Origin of the sequence: Peribacillus sp. NPDC096540, from assembly GCF_050278525.1 — a bacterium.
GTDB lineage: Bacteria > Bacillota > Bacilli > Bacillales > DSM-1321 > Peribacillus.
In genome coordinates this window covers 1-25,320 of the sequence record NZ_JBNNTG010000043.1, presented here as the reverse complement: position 1 = coordinate 25,320, position 25,320 = coordinate 1, and the positions used below count along the sequence as shown (strand labels likewise).

General features: G+C 37.5%; 17 protein-coding genes, 1 rRNA gene, 1 pseudogene and 1 riboswitch. Of the genes and pseudogenes, 5 read left to right on the top strand and 14 right to left on the bottom strand.

Annotated features, from left to right (window positions below; all coding sequences use genetic code 11):
• Positions 1 to 66: 66 nt before the first annotated feature.
• Together ACQKMR_RS24690 and acpS are read right to left on the bottom strand one after the other, a co-directional pair.
• A complete protein-coding gene (locus tag ACQKMR_RS24690; RefSeq protein WP_427699664.1) occupies positions 67 to 1,071 on the bottom strand; it encodes a LolA family protein in 1,005 nt (334 codons plus the stop codon).
• Positions 1,072 to 1,306: 235 nt separating this feature from the next.
• Entirely contained in the window at positions 1,307 to 1,663 is a 357-nt protein-coding gene (gene acpS, locus ACQKMR_RS24685; protein ID WP_427699663.1) for a holo-ACP synthase, read from the bottom strand.
• A gap of 109 nt (positions 1,664 to 1,772) precedes the next feature.
• Between acpS and ACQKMR_RS24680 the strand changes: the two genes are divergently transcribed.
• Positions 1,773 to 2,363, top strand: a complete 591-nt coding sequence (locus ACQKMR_RS24680; RefSeq protein ID WP_427699662.1) for a rhomboid family intramembrane serine protease — start codon at positions 1,773 to 1,775, stop codon at positions 2,361 to 2,363.
• A gap of 27 nt (positions 2,364 to 2,390) precedes the next feature.
• Here the strand turns inward: ACQKMR_RS24680 and ACQKMR_RS24675 are convergent, their stop codons facing one another.
• From ACQKMR_RS24675 to ACQKMR_RS24665, 3 genes are all read right to left on the bottom strand, one after another.
• Complete coding sequence (locus tag ACQKMR_RS24675) at positions 2,391 to 3,866, bottom strand: PH domain-containing protein (RefSeq protein ID WP_427699661.1); 1,476 nt, start codon at positions 3,864 to 3,866, stop codon at positions 2,391 to 2,393.
• Positions 3,859 to 4,332: a PH domain-containing protein gene (locus tag ACQKMR_RS24670; protein ID WP_427699660.1), complete on the bottom strand. Its 474-nt coding sequence runs from the start codon at positions 4,330 to 4,332 to the stop codon at positions 3,859 to 3,861. Before ACQKMR_RS24670 ends, ACQKMR_RS24675 begins: the two co-directional genes overlap by 8 nt.
• A gap of 222 nt (positions 4,333 to 4,554) precedes the next feature.
• The gene (locus ACQKMR_RS24665; RefSeq protein ID WP_427699659.1) at positions 4,555 to 6,054 is read right to left on the bottom strand and encodes a DEAD/DEAH box helicase; all 1,500 of its coding nucleotides are present in this window, start codon (positions 6,052 to 6,054) and stop codon (positions 4,555 to 4,557) included.
• Between the two features lie 1,453 nt (positions 6,055 to 7,507).
• On the opposite strand from ACQKMR_RS24665, the gene ACQKMR_RS24660 reads away from it, so the two are divergent.
• A complete protein-coding gene (locus ACQKMR_RS24660; protein WP_427699658.1) occupies positions 7,508 to 8,659 on the top strand; it encodes a PP2C family protein-serine/threonine phosphatase in 1,152 nt (383 codons plus the stop codon).
• A 51-nt stretch (positions 8,660 to 8,710) separates the two neighbouring features.
• Here the strand turns inward: ACQKMR_RS24660 and ACQKMR_RS24655 are convergent, their stop codons facing one another.
• From ACQKMR_RS24655 to ACQKMR_RS24645, 3 genes are all read right to left on the bottom strand, one after another.
• Positions 8,711 to 10,093: a UDP-N-acetylmuramoyl-tripeptide--D-alanyl-D-alanine ligase gene (locus ACQKMR_RS24655; RefSeq protein ID WP_427699657.1), complete on the bottom strand. Its 1,383-nt coding sequence runs from the start codon at positions 10,091 to 10,093 to the stop codon at positions 8,711 to 8,713.
• 160 nt (positions 10,094 to 10,253) lie between these two features.
• Positions 10,254 to 11,336, bottom strand: a complete 1,083-nt coding sequence (locus tag ACQKMR_RS24650; protein ID WP_427699656.1) for a D-alanine--D-alanine ligase — start codon at positions 11,334 to 11,336, stop codon at positions 10,254 to 10,256.
• A gap of 202 nt (positions 11,337 to 11,538) precedes the next feature.
• A complete protein-coding gene (locus tag ACQKMR_RS24645; protein ID WP_427699655.1) occupies positions 11,539 to 12,321 on the bottom strand; it encodes a hypothetical protein in 783 nt (260 codons plus the stop codon).
• A gap of 246 nt (positions 12,322 to 12,567) precedes the next feature.
• Between ACQKMR_RS24645 and ACQKMR_RS24640 the strand changes: the two genes are divergently transcribed.
• Positions 12,568 to 13,311 (top strand): methyltransferase domain-containing protein, encoded by a 744-nt coding sequence (locus ACQKMR_RS24640; RefSeq protein WP_427699654.1) that lies wholly within the window; start codon positions 12,568 to 12,570, stop codon positions 13,309 to 13,311.
• A gap of 58 nt (positions 13,312 to 13,369) precedes the next feature.
• Here ACQKMR_RS24640 and ACQKMR_RS24635 read toward each other — a convergent pair whose 3' ends face one another.
• The 4 genes from ACQKMR_RS24635 to ACQKMR_RS24620 form a co-directional block, all read right to left on the bottom strand.
• Complete coding sequence (locus tag ACQKMR_RS24635; RefSeq protein ID WP_427699653.1) at positions 13,370 to 14,632, bottom strand: cation:dicarboxylate symporter family transporter; 1,263 nt, start codon at positions 14,630 to 14,632, stop codon at positions 13,370 to 13,372.
• Between the two features lie 172 nt (positions 14,633 to 14,804).
• Positions 14,805 to 14,951, bottom strand: a riboswitch (cyclic di-AMP (ydaO/yuaA leader).
• Positions 14,952 to 15,161: 210 nt separating this feature from the next.
• Positions 15,162 to 16,421, bottom strand: a complete 1,260-nt coding sequence (locus ACQKMR_RS24630) for an efflux RND transporter periplasmic adaptor subunit (protein ID WP_427699652.1) — start codon at positions 16,419 to 16,421, stop codon at positions 15,162 to 15,164.
• Positions 16,422 to 16,435: 14 nt separating this feature from the next.
• Positions 16,436 to 17,098 (bottom strand): hypothetical protein, encoded by a 663-nt coding sequence (locus tag ACQKMR_RS24625; RefSeq protein ID WP_427699651.1) that lies wholly within the window; start codon positions 17,096 to 17,098, stop codon positions 16,436 to 16,438.
• Positions 17,099 to 17,694: 596 nt separating this feature from the next.
• Positions 17,695 to 18,573, bottom strand: a complete 879-nt coding sequence (locus ACQKMR_RS24620) for a TetR/AcrR family transcriptional regulator (protein ID WP_427699650.1) — start codon at positions 18,571 to 18,573, stop codon at positions 17,695 to 17,697.
• Positions 18,574 to 18,764: 191 nt separating this feature from the next.
• Between ACQKMR_RS24620 and ACQKMR_RS24615 the strand changes: the two genes are divergently transcribed.
• Both ACQKMR_RS24615 and ACQKMR_RS24610 read left to right on the top strand, forming a co-directional pair.
• Positions 18,765 to 21,905: an efflux RND transporter permease subunit gene (locus tag ACQKMR_RS24615; RefSeq protein ID WP_427699649.1), complete on the top strand. Its 3,141-nt coding sequence runs from the start codon at positions 18,765 to 18,767 to the stop codon at positions 21,903 to 21,905.
• 314 nt (positions 21,906 to 22,219) lie between these two features.
• A pseudogene (locus ACQKMR_RS24610) lies at positions 22,220 to 23,569 on the top strand (IS1182 family transposase).
• 521 nt (positions 23,570 to 24,090) lie between these two features.
• On the opposite strand, the gene ACQKMR_RS24605 reads toward ACQKMR_RS24610, so the two are convergent.
• Both ACQKMR_RS24605 and rrf read right to left on the bottom strand, forming a co-directional pair.
• Positions 24,091 to 24,930: a tyrosine-type recombinase/integrase gene (locus ACQKMR_RS24605; protein ID WP_427699648.1), complete on the bottom strand. Its 840-nt coding sequence runs from the start codon at positions 24,928 to 24,930 to the stop codon at positions 24,091 to 24,093.
• A gap of 314 nt (positions 24,931 to 25,244) precedes the next feature.
• Positions 25,245 to 25,320, bottom strand: a 5S ribosomal RNA gene (gene rrf / locus ACQKMR_RS24600); the annotation flags it as partial.

Here is a 25,320-nt window from a genome sequence, read left to right as displayed (position 1 = left end):
TTCCCGCCTATCCTTCAGAGGAGAACCTTAAAAGGCGGCGGGAAACATCAGCTCGGCTATGAACTACTATTTAACAGGGTCCCCCCCAACTGAACGGGCGACTTCTATCATCTCTTCCTGGGTTAAGTCCTTTGATGCAAGCATGTAATCTACACCTTCAAAAGTCCATGCAATCGTATTTCCCGTCATTGCTCCAACTGTGTATCCTAAATCAACCGGTTCTCCATTCACATTAGTGGAAACTGACGTCTGTACTACCTCAGCTTTCTCCTGAACCAATGTAAAACTTTTTGTGCCCTCATATGTCAAAATGATACGGTCTCCCTTTTCGGTTGCAATTTCTTTTTCTTCCGTTAAGTTCATCCCATTAATAGCTTCAGGATATTTAACCGCAAACCCTTCATCTTGGACTTCTGCCATGACAGGGGCTTCAAGTTGTGCACTTGTCATGTTCTTTTTCATATCAAATGCATCTTTATCAAAATTCGTATCGAATTTCACTTTAGAAAATTCCACAAGGACTAATGCAGTCTTATCAGGGTCCATGACTTTAACACTCACTGGAGATAGGTCCTTTTTGTTTATAGTAATCTCTTGAAAAGGTAGCATTTTATTGTTTTGATAGCGTGTTTTTGTCTCAAAAACATAGTGTTTATCTGTTTCTTTATAAGTCGCACTCTTATCTTCCGTAATGTCTTTCACTAACGACTCAAACAAATAGGCCTGGCTACTGTTCTCCGGCCACTCACTTTGAAATTTAAAGCTTTTATTCAAAGCAGGTGTCAATACATACACACCATCATCATTTTTCAAGATCATCTGACTTTGATCCTTCTCTTCATTTTTTAAGTTTACGCGATAAAAAGAAGGGTCTTTATGCCAGATTTCCACATTATATACTTGAGGCTCCGTCCCCATCTTCAGTGTCATTTTCGCATTAGCTTTATACCCCTTCATTTCTCCAAGCTTGTCATTCAGTTCACTCACTACATCACCTTGTGATTTTTGGCCGCAAGCAGAAAGAGCAAGCAAGAGCATGATCCCTGCAAAAAGCATTAACATCTTCTTCATCTTTTCAACCCCTTTTTGTCATTTGAACGTAAAAGGGAGAGGAAAAGGCAGGATCCGGACATTGGCTCGACTGATGTCTTACATTCCTCAGCATTTTAGAAAAGGATCATTTTGATCCCGCTAAAATCTTTTCGAGAGCACCTACTCTGCCATGTACCTTTTACCGGGCCTTGTCTCCCTATAGCACTAAATGTATATGAGACAACCTTGAGGTTTATGACCCGATAAGACAAACTCAGTTCATCCTTTCAATTACGACTTGAGCTACCGCATATTCACGGCTGTGGCTAATTGAGAGGTGAACCCCCTCAGAAAACGGCTTTGAAATCAACGGTTTACCTTTATCATCCGTGATGACTTCAATATCCAGAAAAGACAAGTGTTTACCAATCCCAGTACCGTACGCTTTTGAAAAAGCCTCCTTTGCAGCAAAACGGCCAGCAAAATACTCAATCTTTCTTCTTCCATTTAATTTTTCGTATATCAAAATTTCTCTGTCAGTTAATATGCGGTTCTTAAAACGGGGTTGCCGCTTGATCAATGTTTCCATTCTGCCCAACTCAGTAATGTCCACGCCTATTCCTTTAATCACTTTGACACCTCTTCTATTAATTAATATTCTGCATAGTATTAGAAAGACCCTTTTACCAAAAAATGATGATATTATATGTAATTAAAATCTTAATGATAAGGAGGAAATTATGTTTACAAGAACTGAAAGTTTTCGTGAATACACTACTTCCTACCGGGCCGTAACTGTGCTCATTCTTATTATGATGCTTGTTTTTGTTCTCGTCCTTTTCCCGATATTTCCCGGCAATGTACTTTTTTATTATGGTACAGGTGTGAACTTATACATCGCTGATGGACAATGGTGGCGCATGATTACACCAATATTTTTACATACCACCTTTTCACATTTACTTTTTAATGGAATCTCACTTGCCATCTTTGGTCCATCACTTGAGAAATTTCTGGGCTCCTATAAATTCACGATCTTTTTTTTAGCAACCGGTATCCTCGCGAACGTTGCAACCTTCTTAATTAAGCCACTAACTTATAGCCACGTTGGTGCAAGCGGTGCAATTTTTGGCTTACTCGGTTTCTTCCTCTACCTTGTGATGTTTAATAAAAGTTATTTTTCTAACAACGAAAAAAATACGGTTTATACCCTAACTGGCATCGCAATTATTATGACATTTATTCAACCGCAAATAAACGTTGTCGGACACTTAGCGGGTCTAGGAACTGGAGTTATAACTGCTCCTTTATATTGGAGAAATAAATGGTAGGACAAACAGCCGACTCTTCCTATTTTATCATCGGGAGTCGACTGCTTTTTTTGGTAAAAACCAAGATTTAATTATTTGACAATCTTTTTCTTCTACATCCACTACCATACCGACTCGAGAGCCGACTCCTGATTTAATCGAAGCAGAAATAGTTGCTAGTTCTTTACGTTTCTGGAACCAACTCTTTTTATATGTGATTGATTGAATCCTGTTTCTCTGCATAATCAAAGTCTCTTTAGAAAGAAAACGACGGCATAAAAGCAACAAATTCCCCTCAATACTCCACCCGGCATCTCTGTATTGCTGATAAGCCCAAACGAACGCAAACGGAATAAGCAACAGTGAGAGAAACCCCCATGGTCTGAAAAACCAACCCATGGCACCGATAATTGGGATGATATAGATACCTTTACGTAATACATACCGGAAATAAGCACGCTTAGGTAGAGGTGTCATTTCCGTCACTGTTTGATAAACCGGTAAAATTTCTTGGATTTTACCATGTAAATGCTTCCTTTTGATTAAGGGGAACAGCATGATAGATAAACTTTCTTTATCTTCCACACTGCCACCTGCATACTCCAGGTAAACTGTCGCCAACCCCAATGGCTTTCGAACCAGATTTTCCATGATCCTAATACCTTGTACTTTATGAATGGGGATAGTCAGCCTCCTTTTCTCAAGCAGCCCCCTAGAAATAACAATTTCCTCATCCGTCTTTACCACGGTAAAAGAAGCATACCTAATAACCATACTTAAGGTAGCTAGCACATAGACGACCAATAAGCCCAATATAGCTAGCACAGTAAGAATAATAGTTCCCATTCCAATAAACTCTTCATAATCCTTAAATATTCGCTCAAAAGGGATTATCTCATCAAACTGTGAAATAAAAGCGATTCCTCCAGATAAGAATACACCAATCGCTCCCGAAGTAGCTGCCATAATGAATAGTTGTGGCAATGTCTGCTTAAAAACGGAAGTTGCTTTTTCTACTTCTTCATTACCTTCTATTCCCGCTTCAGAAAAATCCCCTTCAAGAGAGTTATTTGTTTTTTTGTTTTTACCCTCAATTATTAAAGCGTTAAGCTGTTCGGCTTCTCTTTTTCTTATGGCTGATAAAACAGCATCCGCCTGAGTGCCACCTGCAGTTTCAATATTCACCTTCACCAATCGAAATATTCGCTGAATAATACCTTCTGAAATATCTATACTATGTATCCGATCGAACTTTATATACCGTTTCTTCCTTACGATTACTCCGGACTCAATTCTAAATTCGCCGTCCTCGATGCGATATGTAAAACGTAACCATTGTATAAATGCGTTAACAATCAGTAAAAGTACTATAATGCCAATGACCAGAGGTTGAATCCAGCCTGGTATTTCATCATTCTTCCCTGGAAGAACGACCACTAATAGAAAAGGAATAACTAACTCTTTAATCGATTTAATAATGTTGAGCAATACAGCTATAGGGTGAAGCCGTTTAGGTTCAGACATCTTCTTCCTCCACACTGGCCATTTTAGAAATATAGTGCCGCAATTCGTCTGCCTCTGTAAGATCCAGAGCAGGTATGACATGAATTGTCGCTGCTGTAGAAATTTCAACAGACGCTAAATCATATTTTCTTAATAAAGGCCCTTGCTTCGTTTCAACATGCTGAACCCTAATCATTGGTATGAGCGTTCTTTTAATGACAAAAATACCACTTTGTATGTCAATCTCTGTATTTCTTACTTCGTAACGCCATCTCTTCCATTTTACCGAAGGAATCAGAAAAATGGTTAGATAGGATTGGATTATGGAGATAATAATCATCGCCCCAAAAACCCAAAATGTCCAATCAAAAATGATTGTTAACACTAAAATAACGATGCTCAAAATCCATGTTATTGAACAGCCTATAAGTCCACTGATTTTCCAAACAGTCAATGCCTTATTCGAAATACGGTTTTGAGGCTCCATAAGGTTCTCCTCCTCTTCTGCACAGGCTATATTTGAATGAATCTATGTCATCCATCCTTCGCTTTCATCCATTATACTATATTTGGATGATGGGTTTTAAACACTTTCCAAACAATGTTATTAACCAGCCTATTCAAAACTGAATTCAACTTAAGCCCTCTAATGAGTTAGGGGCCAGGACACAAAAAAATGCCGCTCAAATGAGCGGCATTTCTAATTCAATTAAATTTTATTTGATTTTTCTCTTTTTTGGCTTGTGCTACGGTTTCCGTAACCATTCGATTTACGGTTCGTGCTTGGGCGTTTACTTGATCCGCTACCGTAATCTTTTCTGCCTGAAGAACTGCGGCCATTGCGCTGTCTGTTATTAGAAGAACTGCTTCCTCCGCGATTGCGGCGCATTGGAGATGGAGACTCTTCCGTTAACTTGATTGGCGTTTGATCAGGTTCTTTTGTCATTGATTTAAGCATAGCTGAAACTAAATCTGCCGCGCTATGTTTTTGTAATAATTCTTCCGCTTGACCAAGGTATAATGATAAATCATCATTCTCGATTGTAGAAAGGATCTTTTCTGTTACTGCTTTTTGTTGACCTTCCAACGCTTCAGTTAATGTAGGGGTTTTAAGTTTCTCCATACGTTTTTTCGTTGTATGTTCAACCGCATGCAGTTGTCCTCTTTCTCTTGGTGTTACAAACGTAATTGCAATACCATGTTTACCCGCACGTCCTGTACGTCCAATACGGTGAACGTAGCTTTCCGGATCTTGAGGGATATCAAAGTTGTATACGTGAGTAACGCCGGAAATATCAAGTCCACGTGCAGCTACATCAGTAGCAACAAGTACATCGATGCTGCGGTCTTTAAACTTTTTCAATACAGAAAGGCGTTTCGCCTGGCTAAGGTCACCATGAATGCCTTCAGCCATATAACCGCGGATATTCAATGCAGATGCCAATTCATCTACACGGCGTTTAGTACGTCCGAAGACGATAGCAAGATCCGGTGTTTGAATATCGAAAAGTCGTGCAAGTGTATCGAATTTTTCACTTTCTTTTAACTCCAAGTAATATTGTTCGATACGATCCACTGTCATTTCTTTTGCTTTTACACGTACAAGAACGGGTTCCTGCATGAATCTTTCAGCAATTTTACGGATTGGATCAGGCATTGTTGCTGAGAAAAGCAATGTTTGTCTTTCATCAGGAACCGTTGAAAGGATTGATTCGATATCCTCAATGAATCCCATGTTAAGCATTTCATCTGCTTCATCAAGAACTACAGTGTGAACTCCGCCTAATTTAATATTTTTACGTTTGATATGGTCCAAAAGACGACCTGGTGTACCAACGATAATATGTGGTTTTTTCTTTAAAGCACGGATTTGACGGTCGATATCTTGTCCACCATAAACCGCTAATACACGAGCGCGTTTTCCGTAACCAAGTTTGAAAAGTTCTTCAGAAACTTGAATGGCAAGCTCACGTGTAGGTGCAATAACAATTCCTTGCACGTTTTCGTTATTAATATCGATGTTCTCCATCAATGGAATACCGAATGCTGCTGTTTTACCTGTTCCTGTTTGCGCTTGACCAATAATGTCTTTACCTTCAAGTGCTAGAGGTATCGTTTGGGATTGAATCGGGCTAGCTTCTTCAAATCCCATTTTTTCTATTGATTTCATAGACGTTCTATCTAATCCTAATTCGCTAAACAATGTCAATGTTTTCGTACTCCTTTTTATATCGTAAATTTACACGTGCATTCATAGATCATGCACAGATGTTTAGTTCAAATCCTCATCATCATGACGGATGTTCTACTTTATCTCTTATGAAAAAGTTTATCATTATCACCTAAAAGTATGTCTGCCTTTTAGTTCAAATGAACTCAATATGATTTTTTAAAAAGGAAATATACCAGCACGAACATTTCACTGGCATTCTTAGCATCGCGCACGTGTAGACTTATTTTTAACATACGCCCATCTTTTTAAAAGTACATGTAACCAAAATTAAATTCAATATGGAAAATTAAAAGTAGCATAAACGGCTGTTTCACCGTTTTATTCAGGTGAGGGCTGCTGCACCTATTATTCCACAGACTTAAAAGACTGTATGAATAAAACTTGACGAGCGCCAAGATTCTTATACAAAACAGGCCCGGTGCGTTGAGGATTTGCAGAAGTGGAAAAGCGCTAAATGCGGCTTGATTCCCTATTAGCTACTAAAGCCGCCAAGAAATGCAGCTTTTATATATGACCAGACGCGCGGCCTATTTAATCTAAAATAATCTCAAAAATGAACCTCATGAAACATGTAAGAACAAACAATTTTGTTGCCTCAACCTGATTTAATTTAATTAATCATCAATGATAAGACATTTAAACTCATACTTTATATTACCATTTTCAAACTGTTATTGCAATAAAGGATATCGCTCCATCTATGGTTACTCAAAAGTTTCGAGCAATTCAAGAAAAGCTAAAATGAAAATTCCCACCGGAAATGTGCGGCCGAGTTACGTTTAACAACTTATATATTGTATTCATACAACATTGAAACTGTTTAATGTTTGGTTTCAAAAAAATTCTGTCACACTTGGCCATTAGATTTGCCTAAAACTCTCCTCAAACATGGGGAACTTAGATGTATCTCCATTTAGGCTAGAAAACTGCTTCCTTTACAATCGACCAAACTTACACTAGATAAATCAAATTAGAGGTATTTTATATTTTTTGGAACTTGGAATCTTGCCCATAACACCTCAAAGTATGTTGAATTCTCAAAATGAACGTTATATCCACATTGAATGTTTTTTGGTTAATATAGTTTCAACATTCTTTTTCAATACTGCTTATGCATAAGTTAAAGGGCAAAATATAAAGGTGTACGAGTCAAAATATATTCCCAGAACCACTAAATTATTTTCTCCTTTTTCAATAAATTTTCCCTTTAATATAAAATACCCATTTAATTAGAAACCCACTCACCATTATTCTATTCTCCCTTTTCTCAAAACAAGACTTTATACCCGTAATCCTTTAAAGTTTAACGTGTTTATAATTGAGTAAAAGTCGGATAATTCAAAAAAATAATTAATTTTCACTTAAAATAGATATTAAATATGTCGAAATGCAGTATGATTGACCTATTAAAAAGATACTAGGGGGTTACATGAACATATACACATTAGATATTCCTTTGTGCAAGGACTTTAGTCTTATGCTAGAGAATTTCGGTAGGAAAGTCATTTTTTTAGAAGATCCGCTCAATCAAAGGCATCTATTCCATGACTCAACGGACTTATTGCAATCATTATTTATATTACCTTTACATATCTCAAAAGATTGTTGGCAGCAAACTTCCATGTATGCCTTAGCAGAGTCCCTTGAGATTCCTATTTTATTTATTTACAAACGATCTAAAAAAATGAAAGATCCTCAGGTGTTACCGAAAAAGACCTTCTATGAAACCATAGCAGTTCCAGCCGATTCAGTAGAAATTAAGATAAAATTCAAATCCCTCCAAAACATCAGCATGCAGTTGTTCTCAGCAAAAATGAATGAACAGGAACTTGAAAAAATAAACAAGAAATCAAAAAAGAGCCTGCATATAGCAAGGAACTTTCAATATTCAGGTTTACCACTGTCGATCCAAAAGAAAGATATAGAGATCCATGGCCTTTTCCAGCCTTCTAGTGAGCTGTCCGGAGATTTATTTTACTGGATGGAGGTTGACGACGGAAAGTACGGATTCATAATTATCGATGTTTGCGGAAAGGGCATTCACACAGCACTTATAAGCATGTCCATCCGCACTTTAATACCTGACCTTATTAAACGTGTAAAAGACCCTATTTTCATTACAAAGGAACTGAATAAACATATGGGGCAGCTTTTTCAAGATATGCAGAAGGTAAGTGTGAATAACTCCTACTTTACAGCATTCATCGGTTACGTGAATACAAAAACACGACTCATCGAATATGTGAACTGCGGACACCCTCCAGCCTTTTTGTATTCCCCATGCACCAATGAATTCCACAATTTAAGTGAAGGGTCAATACCTATAGGCCTTATTCCTGATATGCCTATTAAAAAAGTGGTATTTCAATATGATGCCGGGAGCCGTTTCATCACCTATACAGATGGACTTTCTGAATCACTCAATCACCCTGCCGTTAACCGGTTTAAAAATATTGAGAGGGAGTTTATTGATAACGTCCATCTTGATACACATGACCTTCTGCAGAAGTTACTGGTTTCAAGGATGAAGCATTCGGAAATAAATGATGACATCTGTATTATTGCTGGTACGCTTTTTTGAATGTGATAGAAAAAAGCCGATTTCAAAAAAATCGGCTTTTTTGCTCTATTTTTACTTTTGTAAAGCTTGAACAACTTCCTCTAACTTCATACCTCTTGATGCTTTAACAAGAATTATGTCATTGGCCTGGGTAGACGTCTTAAGCTCTTCAATTAGCTGTTGCTTGTCTTGAAAAGATCGAACCTTCTCAGCTGAAAAGGTTTTGCTCGCCCCTTTGGCAATATAGTTGGCTAGCGGACCATACGTAAAGATTCTATCAATACGATCACCAGAAATTAGTTCACCGATTTTCAAGTGAAAGTCTTTTTCCTGTACCCCTAGCTCCAACATATCTCCCAGTACTAGGATTTTATCTTCAAAACCAGATAAACCTTCAATCAACTCGACCGCAGCCTTAACAGAAGTTGGACTGGCATTATACGCATCATTGATGATTTTCTGTCCTTTCGCACCCTCGACCATTTCCATTCTCATATTAGTTAACCGAATAGTTGACAGACCTTTTTGAATCGCTGAAACATCTACTTGCAATTCTTTCGCAGTCAGTATAGCTGCCAATGCATTAAGAACATTATGACGCCCTAGAACTGGAATCTCATAGTTAATTTCCTGATTATCATTTGTGATTGTAAACGAGGTGCTGTCTGTCCCTTGGGTAATCGTCTTTGGAAATAAATCATTTTGTTCTGTATGTCCAAAAGATACAACTCTTAATTCAGGAAATTCGGTTTTAATCCGATTACGCAGCAAAGGTTCATCACCATGGTAGATCAGTGTTCCGTTTTCTGCCAATCCTTCAACAATTTCTAGCTTTGCATTAGCAATTTCTTCACGTGAACCTAAATCCAATAAGTGTGATTCACCGATGTTAGTAATAATGGCTACATCAGGTCTTGCCATTTTGGATAAAAACTCGATTTCACCACGGCTACTCATCCCCATTTCCAAAACAGCCACTTCCGTATCCTCCTCCATAGAAAGCACAGTCAGTGGCAGACCAAGATGATTATTGAAGTTACCATTGGTTTTATGAACTTTATAAGTAGTAGCCAGTAGGGCAGCCGTCATATCTTTTGTAGTTGTTTTACCATTGCTTCCCGTTATCCCAATGACTTTGATATTCAATTGCTGACGATAAGAGCGTGCTAATTGCTGGAGTGCTATTTCGGTATCTTCGACAATGATAATCGGTAAATCGTTGGGAGGATTCGGAATATCACGTTGCCAAAAAGAAGCCGCTGCTCCTTGCGCTAATGCCTGCTTGACATATTGATGGCCATCAACCTGCTCACCCTTTAACGGAATGAACAAACATCCTTCCTTAACTGTTCTTGAATCAATTGTTACTCCACGAATTCCTTTGGACTGAAATGGAATAATATCATTCAATCCACCTACCATTTCATATACTTGTTTTAACGTTCTCTTTATCATTTCGTTCCTCCTACATTCATCGAACCGTTAACTGCTCTTTCTTTTTCCATTAACCAAACTAAGCAGAAACCGGTATGATACCCCGACTCCTGCTGAATTGAATCCATTACATAAATCACCTTTGATGGATTATTATAATTACCAATAAATTCTCTGATGTTTAGACTGTATATTTGATTTTCTGTTTTTCTTCATGACGTTCCAAGGCAAGCTTCACAAGTGTTTCAATTAACGCTGGATAGTCAATGCCTGTGTGCTTCCACAATAATGGGAACATACTGAATGGAGTAAATCCTGGCATTGTATTAACTTCATTAATATAGATTTTTCCTTCCTTCGTTAAAAAGAAATCAGCTCGAACCAGTCCAGAACAGTCTAATGACTTAAAGGCCGTTATAGCCATTTCAGATAAAGCTACATATTCACTTTCCTTTATCTCCGCTGGAATGACCATCGCAGAATTACCATCAACATATTTTGCTGAATAATCATAGAAGGCAAAGTCTTTCTTAGGTATGATTTCTCCTGCCACTGAACAAGAAGGGTCATCATTACCAAGAACACCAAACTCAACTTCACGAGCAATGACTCCTTCTTCAATGATTATCTTCCGGTCAAATTGAAATGCTTCTGCAACTGCTTTTTCTAACTCGTCTGCATCATTACATTTGCTGATACCGACACTTGAACCTAAATTCGCCGGTTTAACGAAACATGGGTATCCTAACTCTTCTGCCACCTTAATAATGGAGCTTTCAGTATTTTTCTCCCACTCAGAGCGGATAAACCAAGTGTATTTCACTTGCGGAAGACCGGCCTGAGCAAAAATATTTTTCATGATAACCTTATCCATTCCAGCAGAAGATGCTAGAACTCCATTCCCTACATAAGGAAGATTCAATAGCTCAAGCATCCCTTGTACGGTTCCATCTTCCCCATTCGGTCCGTGAAGTAGAGGGAAAATGACATCATATCCCGTAGACCCACTATTTTCACCCGTTGAATGAGCTTGTAGAGCAAGAGGTGAGATAGACCCTTCAGTTGTAAAAGTTAAAGCCTCCACACTCTCAGCAGGTCCTGTTAACTTCGGTCCATTTATCCAAGAACCATCTTTTGTTATGTAAATCGGATATATATCAAACTTTGCTAAATCGAGAGCTTTAATGACCGCTAAAGCCGTCTGCATAGAAACATCATGCTCCGCAGATTTCCCACCATAAAGCAAACCAAGTTTAGTTTTCATGAGTTATTACCCTCCAATATTCTATTAACCATGTTCATTGTATCATTTAACACTAAAACGTTTAAAGTGAAACTTCCATCATTGGCAAATTTCCAAATAGACCATTAATTACTTTATACATGGGATAGTAAGTTTCACAAACCTCATATATATCAAGGGTGTAAAAGATTCCTTCTATTAACCCCAGGCAACTGTCGAGGTATTATGAGAATGAGTTGCTTTTTATAATACTCTCCCATACTTTTTCCTTTCGATGAAAGGTGAAAAAGACATCCGGTTCTTTTATTTTGGTATCAGAAAAGTCATCATACATCTCATCCATGTTTAAATAATCCCCCACAACCCATGCTGGAACCTCAATCTTAGTCCTTGAGTACTTAACATGTTTAAATGAAAAAATAAGACCCTCTGCCAGAATAGGGGCCAAGGCAGTAATGATATCTACAGGAATAGCCGTTAATTCCTTTTTCTTTCTGACCCTCAACCAATTTCTTTCCACTTTTAATGGCTCCAGCTTCAATGGAATCAGACTCCCTAACATATTATAATATGTAGAAAGAGAACGAAAATAAATTTTATTAAACCAGCCGTCATCCTGGGCAAGATACACGAATTGATTATTCAATTTACGAAAAAAAGGGGGCTCCAAATGAGTTTTCGTATGCCCTAAATATAAAAGCTCCGCTATTTCCTTTCCTTCTAATTCATCTAATCCGTCAACTTCTTCAAAATCGATCCAACAAAAATCCCCATATCCCTGAACATTCTCTTTAAGAAGTTTGGAAATATCTTCAGATGATACGCTTTCAAGCAATACATTCAAATTATATTCCCCACCATCGAATTGATGTTTCAATAATAAGATGGAATTCAAGGTATATGGCAGTGAATAGGCAAACTCCTGAAAATTGAGACCGTTAAAAAGGACAAACCGTTCGGAAGCCTGCATATGCATATATAAAATATCATTACTTTCATTTTTCATAACCTTATCCCCTCCGACCCTTTCAATCATTAGTGTTATTTTATCAAACTTTTTGGTTTTCACGAAGGTTATATAATCAAGAATGTAAATCCACACCTGCATTTTATGTATTCATAGTGAAGATATATGCCTTTATTTCTTACCATATAAAGAGTTCAGCCATAACTAATTTAAATAGGTTAGATCCAAGCTCGACAAAATTAAATAACCATATTATAGTAAAAATAAAGGTTTGGAGGAATGACGATGGATAAAATTGAAAAAGGTTTTATCATTAATTCTTTTCATGAAGCCGCTCCCCTTTATGCCGACGCAACGAAAAAGATAGGCCTGTGGCAATCTGAAAAGTATGCATTCGAGAAATATTTTTCCCAAGATGACAAAATCCTTGATATCGGTTGTGGTACAGGACGAACCACCTTTTCCTTATATAAAAAAGGTTTTCATAAAATATCCGGGTTCGACCTAACTCCTGCCATGCTACAGGAAGCCCAGAAAATATCACGCGAAGAAAACCTAGATATACCTTTTATCCTTGGCGAAGCTACGGACATTCCTTTCAATAACTCATCATTCGATAAAGCATTCTTCACCTTTAACGGTTTAATGCAAATCCCTCAACGAAAAAAACGCATTCTAGCTTTAAAAGAAATTAACCGTATTTTAGTACCTGATGGCATTTTCATTTTTACTACCCATGACCGTGACAAAAATGAAAATTTCCTGAATTTTTGGGAACAGGAAGAAATGATTTGGTGTGAAGGTAAACAGGATGACCGGCTATATGAGTTTGGTGATATTTTCACTCCTGGAAAGACCCTCCCAAAAAATACCTATCTTCATATACCTAATCAACGGGAGGTCCTTGACTGTCTCGATGAAGCAGGTTTTACTGTCCTAGAAAGTTTTTATCGAAGTGAATTATTTCATGAAAGCGATGAAGTCATCACTTTCTCATCCGATTGCCGCTTTTGGATTGTTCAAAAATAAGCTCTATAAAATTCCACAAAAAAAAATCCAGAGTGATATTTCACTCTGGATTTTTAAATTAAGAAACTTGTTCTAGTTTTCCATTATCGGCAGGAGGGTTGAATTGACCTTCCCATTTAGAGATAACGATAGCTGCAAGTGAATTACCTATAACGTTTACTACTGTACGACCCATATCAAGAATACGGTCGATACCAGCAATAAATGCTAAACCTTCAATAGGAATACCAACTGTTCCTAATGTCGCTAAAAGAACTACGAAGGATACACCAGGTACACCTGCAATCCCCTTAGATGTGATCATTAACACTAACATTAGTGTAATTTGTTCATAAGCGCTTAAATCAATTCCATACATTTGAGCGATGAAGATAGCTGCTAATGCTTGATATAATGTAGACCCATCAAGGTTAAAAGAGTATCCTGTCGGAATAACAAACGTAGCAATATGTTTCGGACATCCCGCTTTCTCCATTTTTTCCATGAGTTTCGGAAGAACCGCTTCTGAACTTGCTGTCGAGAACGCAAGAATTAATTCCTCTTTTAGAAGCTTAATCAACGTAAAGATATTGAACCCTACAAATTTTGCAATAAGACCCAGAACGACAATTACAAAGAAAATCATTGTTCCGTATACAGTAAGCGCTAACTTACCTAATGGAATTAAAGATTCCAAACCGAATTTGGAAATGGTCACCCCGATTAGTGCAAATACCCCGATAGGAGCAAATTTCATGACCATATTAGTTAAGTAGAACATCCCTTCAGCTGTACCTTGGAAGAAACGGAATACTGGTTTACCTTTTTCACCGATAGCCGCAATACTAATTCCAAACAAAACAGAGAAGAAAATAATCGCTAGCATATCGCCTTCTACCATCGCTTTTACCGGATTAGATGGCACAATGTGAACGATTGTATCTACAAAAGATTCATGTTGCTTAGTTTCTGCTGTATCAACATAGGAAGAAATATCAGTTTGTTCTAGCTTGTCCATATTTACACCAACACCAGGCTGGATAATATTCGCGGAAAGTAGACCAACTGCAATCGCTATCATAGTTACCACAACAAAGTATGATATTGATTTAGCTCCAAGTTTACCTACTGATTTTAAATCACCTACACCTGCAACTGCAACGATAAGACTTGACACAATGATTGGTACAACAATCATTTTAATCATTCGTAGGAAAATGTCTCCGAATGGTTGTAAAAAGTTTTGGGCTGTTTCACTACCATAAAAAATGGCACCAACAATAATCCCTAGAATTAAACCAATGAAAATTTGGCTAGCTAAACTTAATTTAAATTTCTTCATTTACTTTCCTCACCTTCCATAAAGTCTTTGATGTAAAAACATTTTGTCTCGGTAAGGGAAACAAGATACTAATAGAAAGAAAGTAATTTTTCTTTTATTGAAAAACTCTATCTTTACGCCGAAAAAAAAGACACTTCATGTGTCGATTTCCTATAGGCGTGAATATTCACACATGCTCCCTTAAAGACGCTGACGAGGTTAGCTGTCGGGTTAGGAATTGGAAACACAAAAGCCCTTTCATTTCTGAATTCACCCCTAGCGAAAAAAATCCGCAAAAATGGGTCCCCCGTTCTTGTAAAAGATTAAGCGAATACTTAATAATAAAATATTATACTAAAAATGTTATTCTGTAAATATTTTTTCTTGTCACTTTAAGAAAAAACCTTTATAAATGTCTGAATATTCTGCATTAGTGACCATTTTACCTATAATAACACATACTCTATTTTGCTTAATTTTGTTATATGGATATATAAAAAAACAATAAAACTGATTGATATATCCCCTCTCTTGAACAATGAAAGGGAGGTTATTTTTCCAATATTCCCAGTAATAAGTACCTCACTTTTTCCCGAGTGGTGAATTTTTTATAAGGTGCAGCTTTTACCTTGTCAATCTGAAGCGGCGTAATAAAGTACGAATGATTTTTCACAACCTTATTTGGTTCTATTAGAATGACCTCTCCTACCGTCGGACCCTTTAAGAGTTCTTGCTTTCCTTCTGCTTCAAACCCCTCTGTAATGTATTGTTTATCAACATAGCCTCTTTTAGTCAATTTATAGACATGTGGCTGCTTTTTTTGATGTACTGCCTCTATTGGGATGGAGGGTACACCCGCTTTCTCATTGGTTATTACCGTAAGATCTACTTTTGCACCTGTCAACAAAGGCTCTACCTCTTCTCCCTCTGTATCAATCGTTGCCTGGAAAGGGAATCTGTTTTCATTTTTTAGAGAAGGCTCCTCTGTAGGATAAGAATGTATACGCCCTATAGTTCCCTTCAACACCTTTTTTAAATCAGGAGAATTCACTTTTATAGTCATATCCACTTTAGCCTTTTTCATCTGCTCTTCAGAGAATTCCCCTTCAATTCCCATATTTGAAGAAGCGATGGAAATAATGGGATTATTCAGGTTTTTATTGATATTTTTTACTACTCCATCAGCCTCACTCGTCGTCGCAACCGCGCTAGTTTGCTCCTCAATTGAACTTAACTGAGCATCCAGCATAATCACCTTTTCTTCCAAGCGGTTTTTTTCAAGTTCCTGCTTGTACATTTCTTGTTCAAGATTACTTTTTATCAAGTCTGAAGAGGTAGTCGTTATATCAATATTTAAGCTCTTTTCTATCGATTCATCGATTACTGCTTTATTAGAATTACTGGTCAAACTTCCTTGATAAGCTTCCAACTTACCAATGTACTCATTAATCCCAACAATTTCTCCCTCAGCGGCAGTTTTTTCCGCTTCTAGATTTCCTTTTAGAGCATCAAGTTCGGGTGTCGTGTATTCAAACAACGAGGATCCAGCCGTTATCTCATCTCCCTCTTTTACAAGGAATTTCTGAAAATCATTTTTCTTGGTGTCGAAATAGATATCATACTCTTCTAAAGGTTTAACTACCCCTTTTGTTTGAATAGTATCCGTAATTGTGTCTTTTTTTACCTTTGTCCAATTTTCCACAAAAACAGTTCGTTCCACTTTGCTTTCTTTCTTTTCAATAAGGTAAAAATTAACGGTTATTAACGCAGCTGATGCCACTGATATGGCTGCAATTTTCCATTTTTTCATTGTTTTCACCCGCCTTATACAAATACGCCCACTTGGATGTACGCTAAAAAGGCTTTAACAAACCACGTGGCCAGATAGAATAGAACAATCATTAAAAGGACCAAATAATTATTTCGTTCTGAAAATGCCTTTAAATAGAAATATTGCAGAGCAATAATCAGAAATTGAAAAATAGTGATTTCACTAAAAAAGTGAATAAAGTAATCACTTCTGAGAAAGTACTGACTGATAACTCCCAATGAAAAAGGATTTGCATCGTATCCAATATCCATTAATACTAATATAGGGACCAGAAACACTTTTTCCAATAATTGCAAACCAAAGATGATCATTTGAACGATTACTATTTTTATGTATGGGCTATCTATAACGATCCAAAAGAATAGAGATGATAAAAATAAGTATATGGAAGGGTAAAATAGACCTGCTATTATATTGCCGCTTACTATCAACAACTTTCCTACTTCAAATTCACTAGCATCCATCTTCGTAATTTCTTTGGAAAACGATTCCGATCCAATGCCAAAATATCCTTCCACAGCGAAAACTATAAAACTAAGAAAATATAATAATAGTAATTTCCATCCAAGTCGTGTGACTGCTTCTGCATTTTGCAGCTGATAACGACTCCTATGAGGCTCTAAAATGCCCTTTAACAATCTGACCTGGTACACCATATGTGTTCCTCCTGCAAAAAATGAAATATCACTCTATATTTTATCTTATTTTGGAAACAATTGCAGAAATAAGGAATGAATAAAACAAAAAAAACACATTAATATTAAATAATGCATGTCTCCCTAATTTGAAGTTAAATATAGAAAGATGATGCTGAAAGACGTTGATTTGCATAGGCGTTTTGCTATAATTCCCTCCATACTTATCTACCTCAAGCGGCACTTTTGTTTAATATTCAGATGACCCGCGAGCACATCCGTCATCCCTGACTGAGTTAGGTTTTTCAGATTAGGAAAGCTTGAATTTGCGACGATGGCACGCAAAAAAGCCCAGCGCCTAGGACTGACCATGGGGAAATGCAATAAATTCGCGCCTATAAAACTCTTCTGGACCAAATCATGATAGTCTTCCCTACATCAATCGACGAAACTTGCCATTTAATTTAAGCTTCTAGACCTCTTTCAAACTTATCATTTCCATAATTTTTATTATAAATTAACATTCCCTTTCTCCTTTTCTGGCCTCAACCTCATAGGAGTTACTTTAGAAAAGCTTTAAATAAAAGAAGAGGCAGTATGCCTCTTCAGAAAAATCTTTAATTTTTTGTCAAATAATCTTTCATTAAAATGATAAGCTTAGAACACATGGTATTCCGCTTTTCGTTTTTTTCTAAAAATAATAAAAGTCCTTCTAATATTATGCCATTTGGTCTAACTTTAGAGAATTCCTCTTGAATTGCTTTTAACGCTTCAACATTTTTACTTGTCTCTAACCCCTCTTCTTTATGTTTCCCTACTTCCAATATCTGTCGTATGGTTGCATTAATTTCCTCTTTAGGGCTCACTTTTTGTGCAGAACATCCAATTAAAGGGAATTCTTTCAATAAAGGATCGTCCGTTTTATGTAGACCTTCAATAATGGAATCCATCCGATTTAAGATGAAGATAGGCAACCTCTCCACTTCAAATGAATGTCTGTTTCTGAATAAAATTCCGATATAACCTTTGAAAAGTGCGTCTAACATAATAGTACAATCTGGCAAGAAGTTTGTCGGTATTTCTGGGTACAATTCAACTATTTTTCGTTTGAACCAAACTAAGCCCTCTTCATGGATATAGTGTAAAAACCTATCTAGCTCTTTACTGATATGAACCATTTGTTCCTGCATCATCATTCGAATTAAGTTGGTATTTCCTGTCACATGCTCTATTTGTACAATGATTTGCATCAAAAACTTCTCTTTACTGGATAAAGAATCATCTAACTCAATATCAAGCAACGAGTCCGTTAATGCACCATAATAATATTTGAAAATTGAAACAAGCAACTCTTCCTTCGATTTAAAATAATTATAAAAGGATCCCTTGGCTATCCCACACTTTTCAGTAATTTCCTGAACGGAAGTAGCATGATAACCTTTCTCTGCGAAAATCTCTACGGACTTATCTATAATTATTTTATGCTTTTCATTCATCAAATTCATCCTATCTCTTAAATATTGTCCCCTACATGACCAGTGAGTCATTTCTTCCACATTGTATCTCAAAACCCTTGAAATCACAACATTACACCAACTGAATATTATTTATTGCATTCATAATCCATATACTATATATTTGAGTTTATGACCGACTAGTCACAATATAAAGTATGGAGGGTAAAAGTTTGAATTCAATCATTAAATTTTCTTTGAAAAACAAACTGGCAATCTGGTTGCTGACAATTATCATCGTTGCAGCAGGTCTATATTCCGGTTTAAACATGAAGCAAGAGACCATTCCAAACATCTCTACTCCTTTAATAAGCATTTCCACGGTATACCCTGGTGCTGCACCTGAAGAAGTAGCCGATAAACTTACAGATCAAATTGAACAAAAAGTCACAAACTTATCAGGAGTTGAATTAGTTAGTTCTTCTTCTATGGCTAATGTTTCTTCAATCCAATTACAATATGACTATGATACGGATATGGATGATGCTGTAAAGCAAGTGAAAGAAGCATTAGAGAAATTAGAACTACCTGAGGGGGTTGATAGCCCCAGCGTATCTAAACTAGAGTTAAACGCTTTTCCTGTTGTAGCACTCAGTATAACAGATAAAGATTCGGATTTACCTGCCCTAACAAAAAATGTCGAAGAGGTGTTAGTCCCTAAACTTGAAGGAATTGACGGAGTGACTTCCGTAACAATTTCAGGACAACAGGTAAATGAGGGTAGCCTTGCATTCAATCAAGAAAAGATGGCTCAATACGGGCTAGATGAAGAGACCGTAAAAAAAGTCATCCAAGCTGCTAATGTAACAATGCCACTTGGTCTATATAACTTTGATGATAAAGAAAAAACAATTGTTGTTGATGGAAACATCTCCACTTTAAAAGACTTAAAAAACATAAAAATACCTTTAACAGGTGGTTCTAACACAAAGACACCAACTCAAACAGCGCCGGGAACCAATCAAGTATCACCTGAACAAGCACCTGATGCAACAGTTCCTCAACTACAAAGTGTCAAATTATCAGACATTGCTGATGTGAAAATCACCGGTAAGGCTGAGACTATATCAAGAACAAACGGTAGTGAATCAATCGGGATTCAAGTAACCCGATCGCCTGATGCCGATACGGTTGCAATCGTAGACGAAGTGCAAGACCAAGTTTCGAATTTTAAAGATGAATTTAAAGGCGTAAGCGTACATACTACGCTTGATCAAGCCAAACCGATTAAAGATTCTGTCGAAACCATGATTAGCAAGGCCATTTTCGGCTGTCTGTTTGCCGTCATAGTGATCATGCTTTTCCTAAGAAACTTTAAAACGACCCTAATCTCCGTCATTTCGATTCCATTATCTTTGTTGGCAGCCCTTTTGGTGCTCAAACAATTGGACATCTCATTAAATGTTATGACATTGGGAGCCATGACAGTTGCTATTGGCCGAGTCGTCGATGACTCAATTGTCGTAATTGAAAATATTTATCGAAGAATGGCATTAAAAGGCGAGCAATTAAAAGGCGGCGAATTAATACGTTCCGCTACTAAGGAAATGTTCATCCCTATCCTTTCATCAACTATCGTTACTGTAGCCGTTTACCTGCCGTTAGCAAGCGTTACAGGACCTGTTGGCGAACTATTCATGCCATTCGCTTTTACGATGGTGTTTGCATTAGTCGCATCATTAATAATTGCCATCACTCTTGTACCGGCCATGGCAGACTCATTATTTAAAAACGGCCTTTCCGAAAAAGAATTGAAATCACATGAAGAAAAGCCAAGCAAGCTATCTGGATTCTACCGTAAAGCACTGAATTGGTCATTAAACCATAAGTTGATCACATTCGGTACAGCAATAGTATTATTAGTCGGTAGCTTATTCCTCATTCCAAGTATCGGTGTCAGCTTCATGCCTGCGGATGAAGAGAAGCAGATCATCGTTACTTATACCCCAGCACCTGGCGAATTAAAAGAGGATATTGAAAAGGAAACGGAAAAAGTAGAAAAGTACCTAATGGATAAAGATGATGTGAAGACAGTCCAATACACACTAGGTGAAAACATGATGAGTGGCATGATGGGCGGCTCTAGTAACTCAGCCCTCTTCTATGTACTTTATGATGAAGACACCGAAAACTTCGGGGAAAAGAAAGAAAAGATCATAAAACATTTAACCAATCTTGACTCTCCTGGAACGTGGAAGCAACAAGAATTCACTTCCACATCAAGCAACGAAACGACCCTTTATGTCTATGGAAATACACAAAAAGACATTGAACCGGTAATCGATGATATTCAAAACATCATGAAGAAAAATAAAGAATTGAAAGATGTCGATACAAGTCTTTCCGATGCATATGAGCAATACACACTCGTGACAGACCAGAAGAAACTTAGTGAACTCGGATTAACAGCCGCCCAAGTTGGCATGTCCATTGCAAATTCAAACAAAGATGATGTTCTAACTACCATTAAGAAAGATGGAGAAGAAGTCAAAGTATATGTCGAGACAGAAGAAAAGACATTCGAAGATAAAAAAGATCTCGAGAATACGACAATTACTTCTCCAATGGGAATGGAAATTCCTTTAAAAGAGCTTGTTAAAATCGAGGAAGGCAAGGCATCCGATACTATAAGCCGTCGCGATGGAAAAATTTATGCCGACGTGTCTGCAACAATCAAATCGGATGATGTAGCAGCAGTAACGTCTGAGGTACAAAAGGAAGTTGAAAAATTAGACCTTCCTGCAAGTGTCACTGTAGACTATGGTGGAGTAACGGAAGATATCCAAGAGTCGTTCACTCAACTTGGAATCGCTATGTTAGCGGCCATTGCTATTGTTTACTTTGTCCTTGTCGTTACTTTCCATGGTGGTTTAGCACCAATCGCCATTCTGTTCTCCTTACCATTCACGGTAATTGGAGCATTGGCAGGATTGTTTGTTGCCGGTGAGACCATCAGTGTTTCGGCTATGATGGGTGTCCTCATGCTTATTGGTATCGTTGTAACTAATGCCATCGTTTTAGTGGACCGTGTTATCAAAAATGAAGAAGCGGGCTTATCTACTCGTGAAGCATTACTTGAGGCAGGATCCACCCGCCTACGTCCAATCTTGATGACTGCCCTTGCCACAATTGGTGCATTAATACCACTCGCCATTGGCGCAGAAGGCAGCGGATTAATTTCACAAGGCTTGGGAATTACCGTAATCGGTGGACTTGTCAGCTCTACATTGCTAACACTTGTCATCGTACCAGTAGTATATGAAGTCATAATGAAAATAGGTAAAAAGAAAAAAAGCAAATTAAGTAAGCAATAAGAAAGAGGGTATCTCATACTGGGATACCCTCTCAGACTGTAGACAAACTCGATAATAATTGAGTTTGTCTACAGTTTTTTTACGTTTTTAAAATTTGACCGTTGATTGGAACGTAGGGCACTCGCTTTCCGCGGGCGGTCCGGGAGCCTCCTCGGCGCCATTGCGCCTGCGGGGTCTCCCCTGGGCACGCTTTTCCCGCAGGAGTCTCGCACCTTCCGTTCCAATCAACTTTGTTTTAACATTTAGATAGAACTCCTTTTTCCTACAGTCTTTTTTGTTTTAAAATAGAAGTATTAAAACTTGAGGTGATAAGGATGCTTTCTAAACATGATTCTATTCAGCGAGATCAACTTGAAATGATTACTTTGGAACAACTGGTGCCAGCGAACCATTTGGTTCGTAAAATGGATGCAGCCATTGACTTCACTTTCATTTATGATTTGGTGAAAGATATGTATTCAGAGGTAGGTCGCCCAAGTATCGATCCAGTTATTTTAGTTAAACTGACATTCATTCAATATACCTTCGGTATTCTTTCAATGCGTAAAACGATTGAAGAAGTTGGAACAAATATGGCTTACCGTTGGTTCTTAGGTTACGGTTTCTATGATAAAGTGCCGCACTTCTCAACATTCGGCAAAAATTATGAGCGACGCTTTAAAGATACAGACCTGTTTGAACAGATATTCTATCGCATCTTAATGAAAGCTGCCGATAGAAAGTTAATAAGTGCAGAGCACGTATTTGTTGATTCCACACATGTGAAAGCCAGTGCGAATAAGCGGAAATTTGAAAAGAAAATCGTTCGCAAGGAAACACGAGCGTATCAAGGACGCCTTCAAGAAGAAATGAATCAAGATCGTGAAAACCATGGAAAGAAGCCTTTCCCACCGGATAAATTTGATAAGGAAGAAACCAAAGAGATTAAAGAAAGTACAACTGATCCTGAGAGTGGCTACTATGTGAAAGATGAACGAACAAAGCAGTTTGCCTATTCATTTCACGCGGCCGCAGACCGCAACGGTTTTGTACTGGGAACGATTGTAACCCCTGGAAATACGCATGATAGTCATATATTAGAGCCACTTGTTGAACAAGTGATTGAGAAAGTTGGAAAACCCGAAGCCGTTGCCGCAGATGCAGCTTATAAAACACCGGCGATTACAAGCTATCTATTTGGTAATAAAATAACACCGGCTTTACCGTATACACGTCCTCGCACAAAAGAAGGATTCTTTCGCAAACATGACTATATTTACGATGAACATTTTGATTGTTACCTTTGCCCTTCGGGCGAGACTTTAAGGTACTCAACAACAAATAAAGAGGGCTATCGCGAGTACAAATCGCCAAAAAACATTTGTGCAACATGCCCATTTTTCACGGTGTACAGGAAGCAAAGACCACCAAAAAGTGGTGACACGGCCATATCTGGCAAGCATATGTAGAAGAAGTAGATCATCTGCGTACTCAGGTAAAACCTATCTATGCGAAACGTAAAGAAACGATTGAGCGTTATTCGCAGATGCAAAAGAAAAGCATGGTATGCGTTGGACTACTTTATGGGACTTAATAAATTGTCGATGCAGGCGATGCTTACTTTCGCTGCCATTAATTTAAAGAAGATGGCCAATTGGACATGGCAAGGTCCAAAAATGGCCTAAGAGAGTGAGCTCGTAGAGCCCACTCTCTTAACCTTGGGCCAAAATTCAAAGGGAATTTCAAAAGGGGTTCGGAATTTTTTAATTCCGAACCCCTTTTGTCTACAAACTGAGAGGGTATCTTATACTGAGATACCCTCTTTAGTTTGATATCAACAAATTTAATTTGAACCTATTTCGTTATCCAAAACATCATAATTCTTATCGATGTTATTAATATAGTGGCTTCTAAACCTAAAAAAACGTTTTATTGACTTAACCCTCACCCTCCCTGAGAGATTAAACAGTTAAAAGTATATTCTTACAAGTTCCCGATTTCTGCTTCACTAAGAGACTCCACATTGTGCAACATTAATTGTTTCAGGGTGCTACATCAATTAGACTCCGTACTCATTTTCATATAATCCTACCTACAGAAACTAGACAACCGACTCGCTATCCCCTGAAAATCCATAGTCTCAAATTGCCAATTCTAATAACAAAAATAAGGAAGGGCTACCCCTTCCTTATTAATCTTATATAGATTAATTTTTGGTAAAAGTCTGATCTATCGCATTTTCAAGATTCAGTGATTTATCTTTTAAATAACGCTTCGTGACGTTCAAATCTTTATGACCAGCTAGCTTGGAAATAGTTTGTACATCTATCCCGTTATCCACTAATCTTTGACAAAATGTATGACGTAATTTATGTGGGTGTACATTGTATTTTTTCAAAATATATTGTACCGATCTCGGAGTGATTCTTTGATTGTAACTTGAAATGAACAAAGGATCTGCTTTTTCTTTTAATGAATAAAGGTAATTTTTAACATGTTGTATTACTGATACTGTGAGCGGGACTGTTCTATCAATTTCACCCTTCGCGTTCCGGACAAGGATATAATTTCGATCTGTATCCATGATGACATCTCTACTATTTAAGTCACATAATTCAGAGACACGAATTCCAGTATGTAATAATAAGTAGACAATGGCAATATTCCTCAGATTCCCCTCTGCCTCTATATCCCTCAAAAGGGCCTCCTGCTCTTTGATGCTTAAGGTTTCTGGCACCTCATTCTTGTGCTCCTTTACCTTACGCTCAACAGAAAGCATTATCTGTGGCTTTTCTAAAAATTTAAAGAAGACATTTAGAGCAATATAATGCTTTTCAATTGTCCCTGGACTTTTCTTGCAATTTTCTAAATAATCAAGATAATCTTGAATATCCTCAGAGTGAATCTCCATTAATATCTTCTGTGTCTGGTCACAAAACTGTGAAAGAACACCAGTATACGTTTTGATCGTATTATCTGATTTGCCTTGGTCTCTCAACCATCCAGCAAACGAAAAAATCATTTCATCTTTAGCAGAGGTATCCATCGGCTATTCCCCCAATGACAGTTTCAGAACTAAGTTAAGTTTAACATATATCCCTTTAGAAACGAAGAATTCTGTCCATTTGTCCTTACACAGGTATGATTATACAGAGATAAGAAAAATATCCCTTACGAACAATTAAAAGTAAATTTAATGTATCATTCGATATAGTATTTCTATATCCTATAAGCCTCCCTATACTACATCCAATTTTTCTCTAAATTTTATGTTAACTCAATTGTGTTTAGGACTTAATTAGACGAATATAAATATAATACAAAAAAAGACCAGCCAGAAATGGCTGATCTTTTTAAATGGCTTGGCGGCGTCCTACTCTCACAGGGGGAAACCCCCAACTACCATCGGCGCTGAAGAGCTTAACTGCCGTGTTCG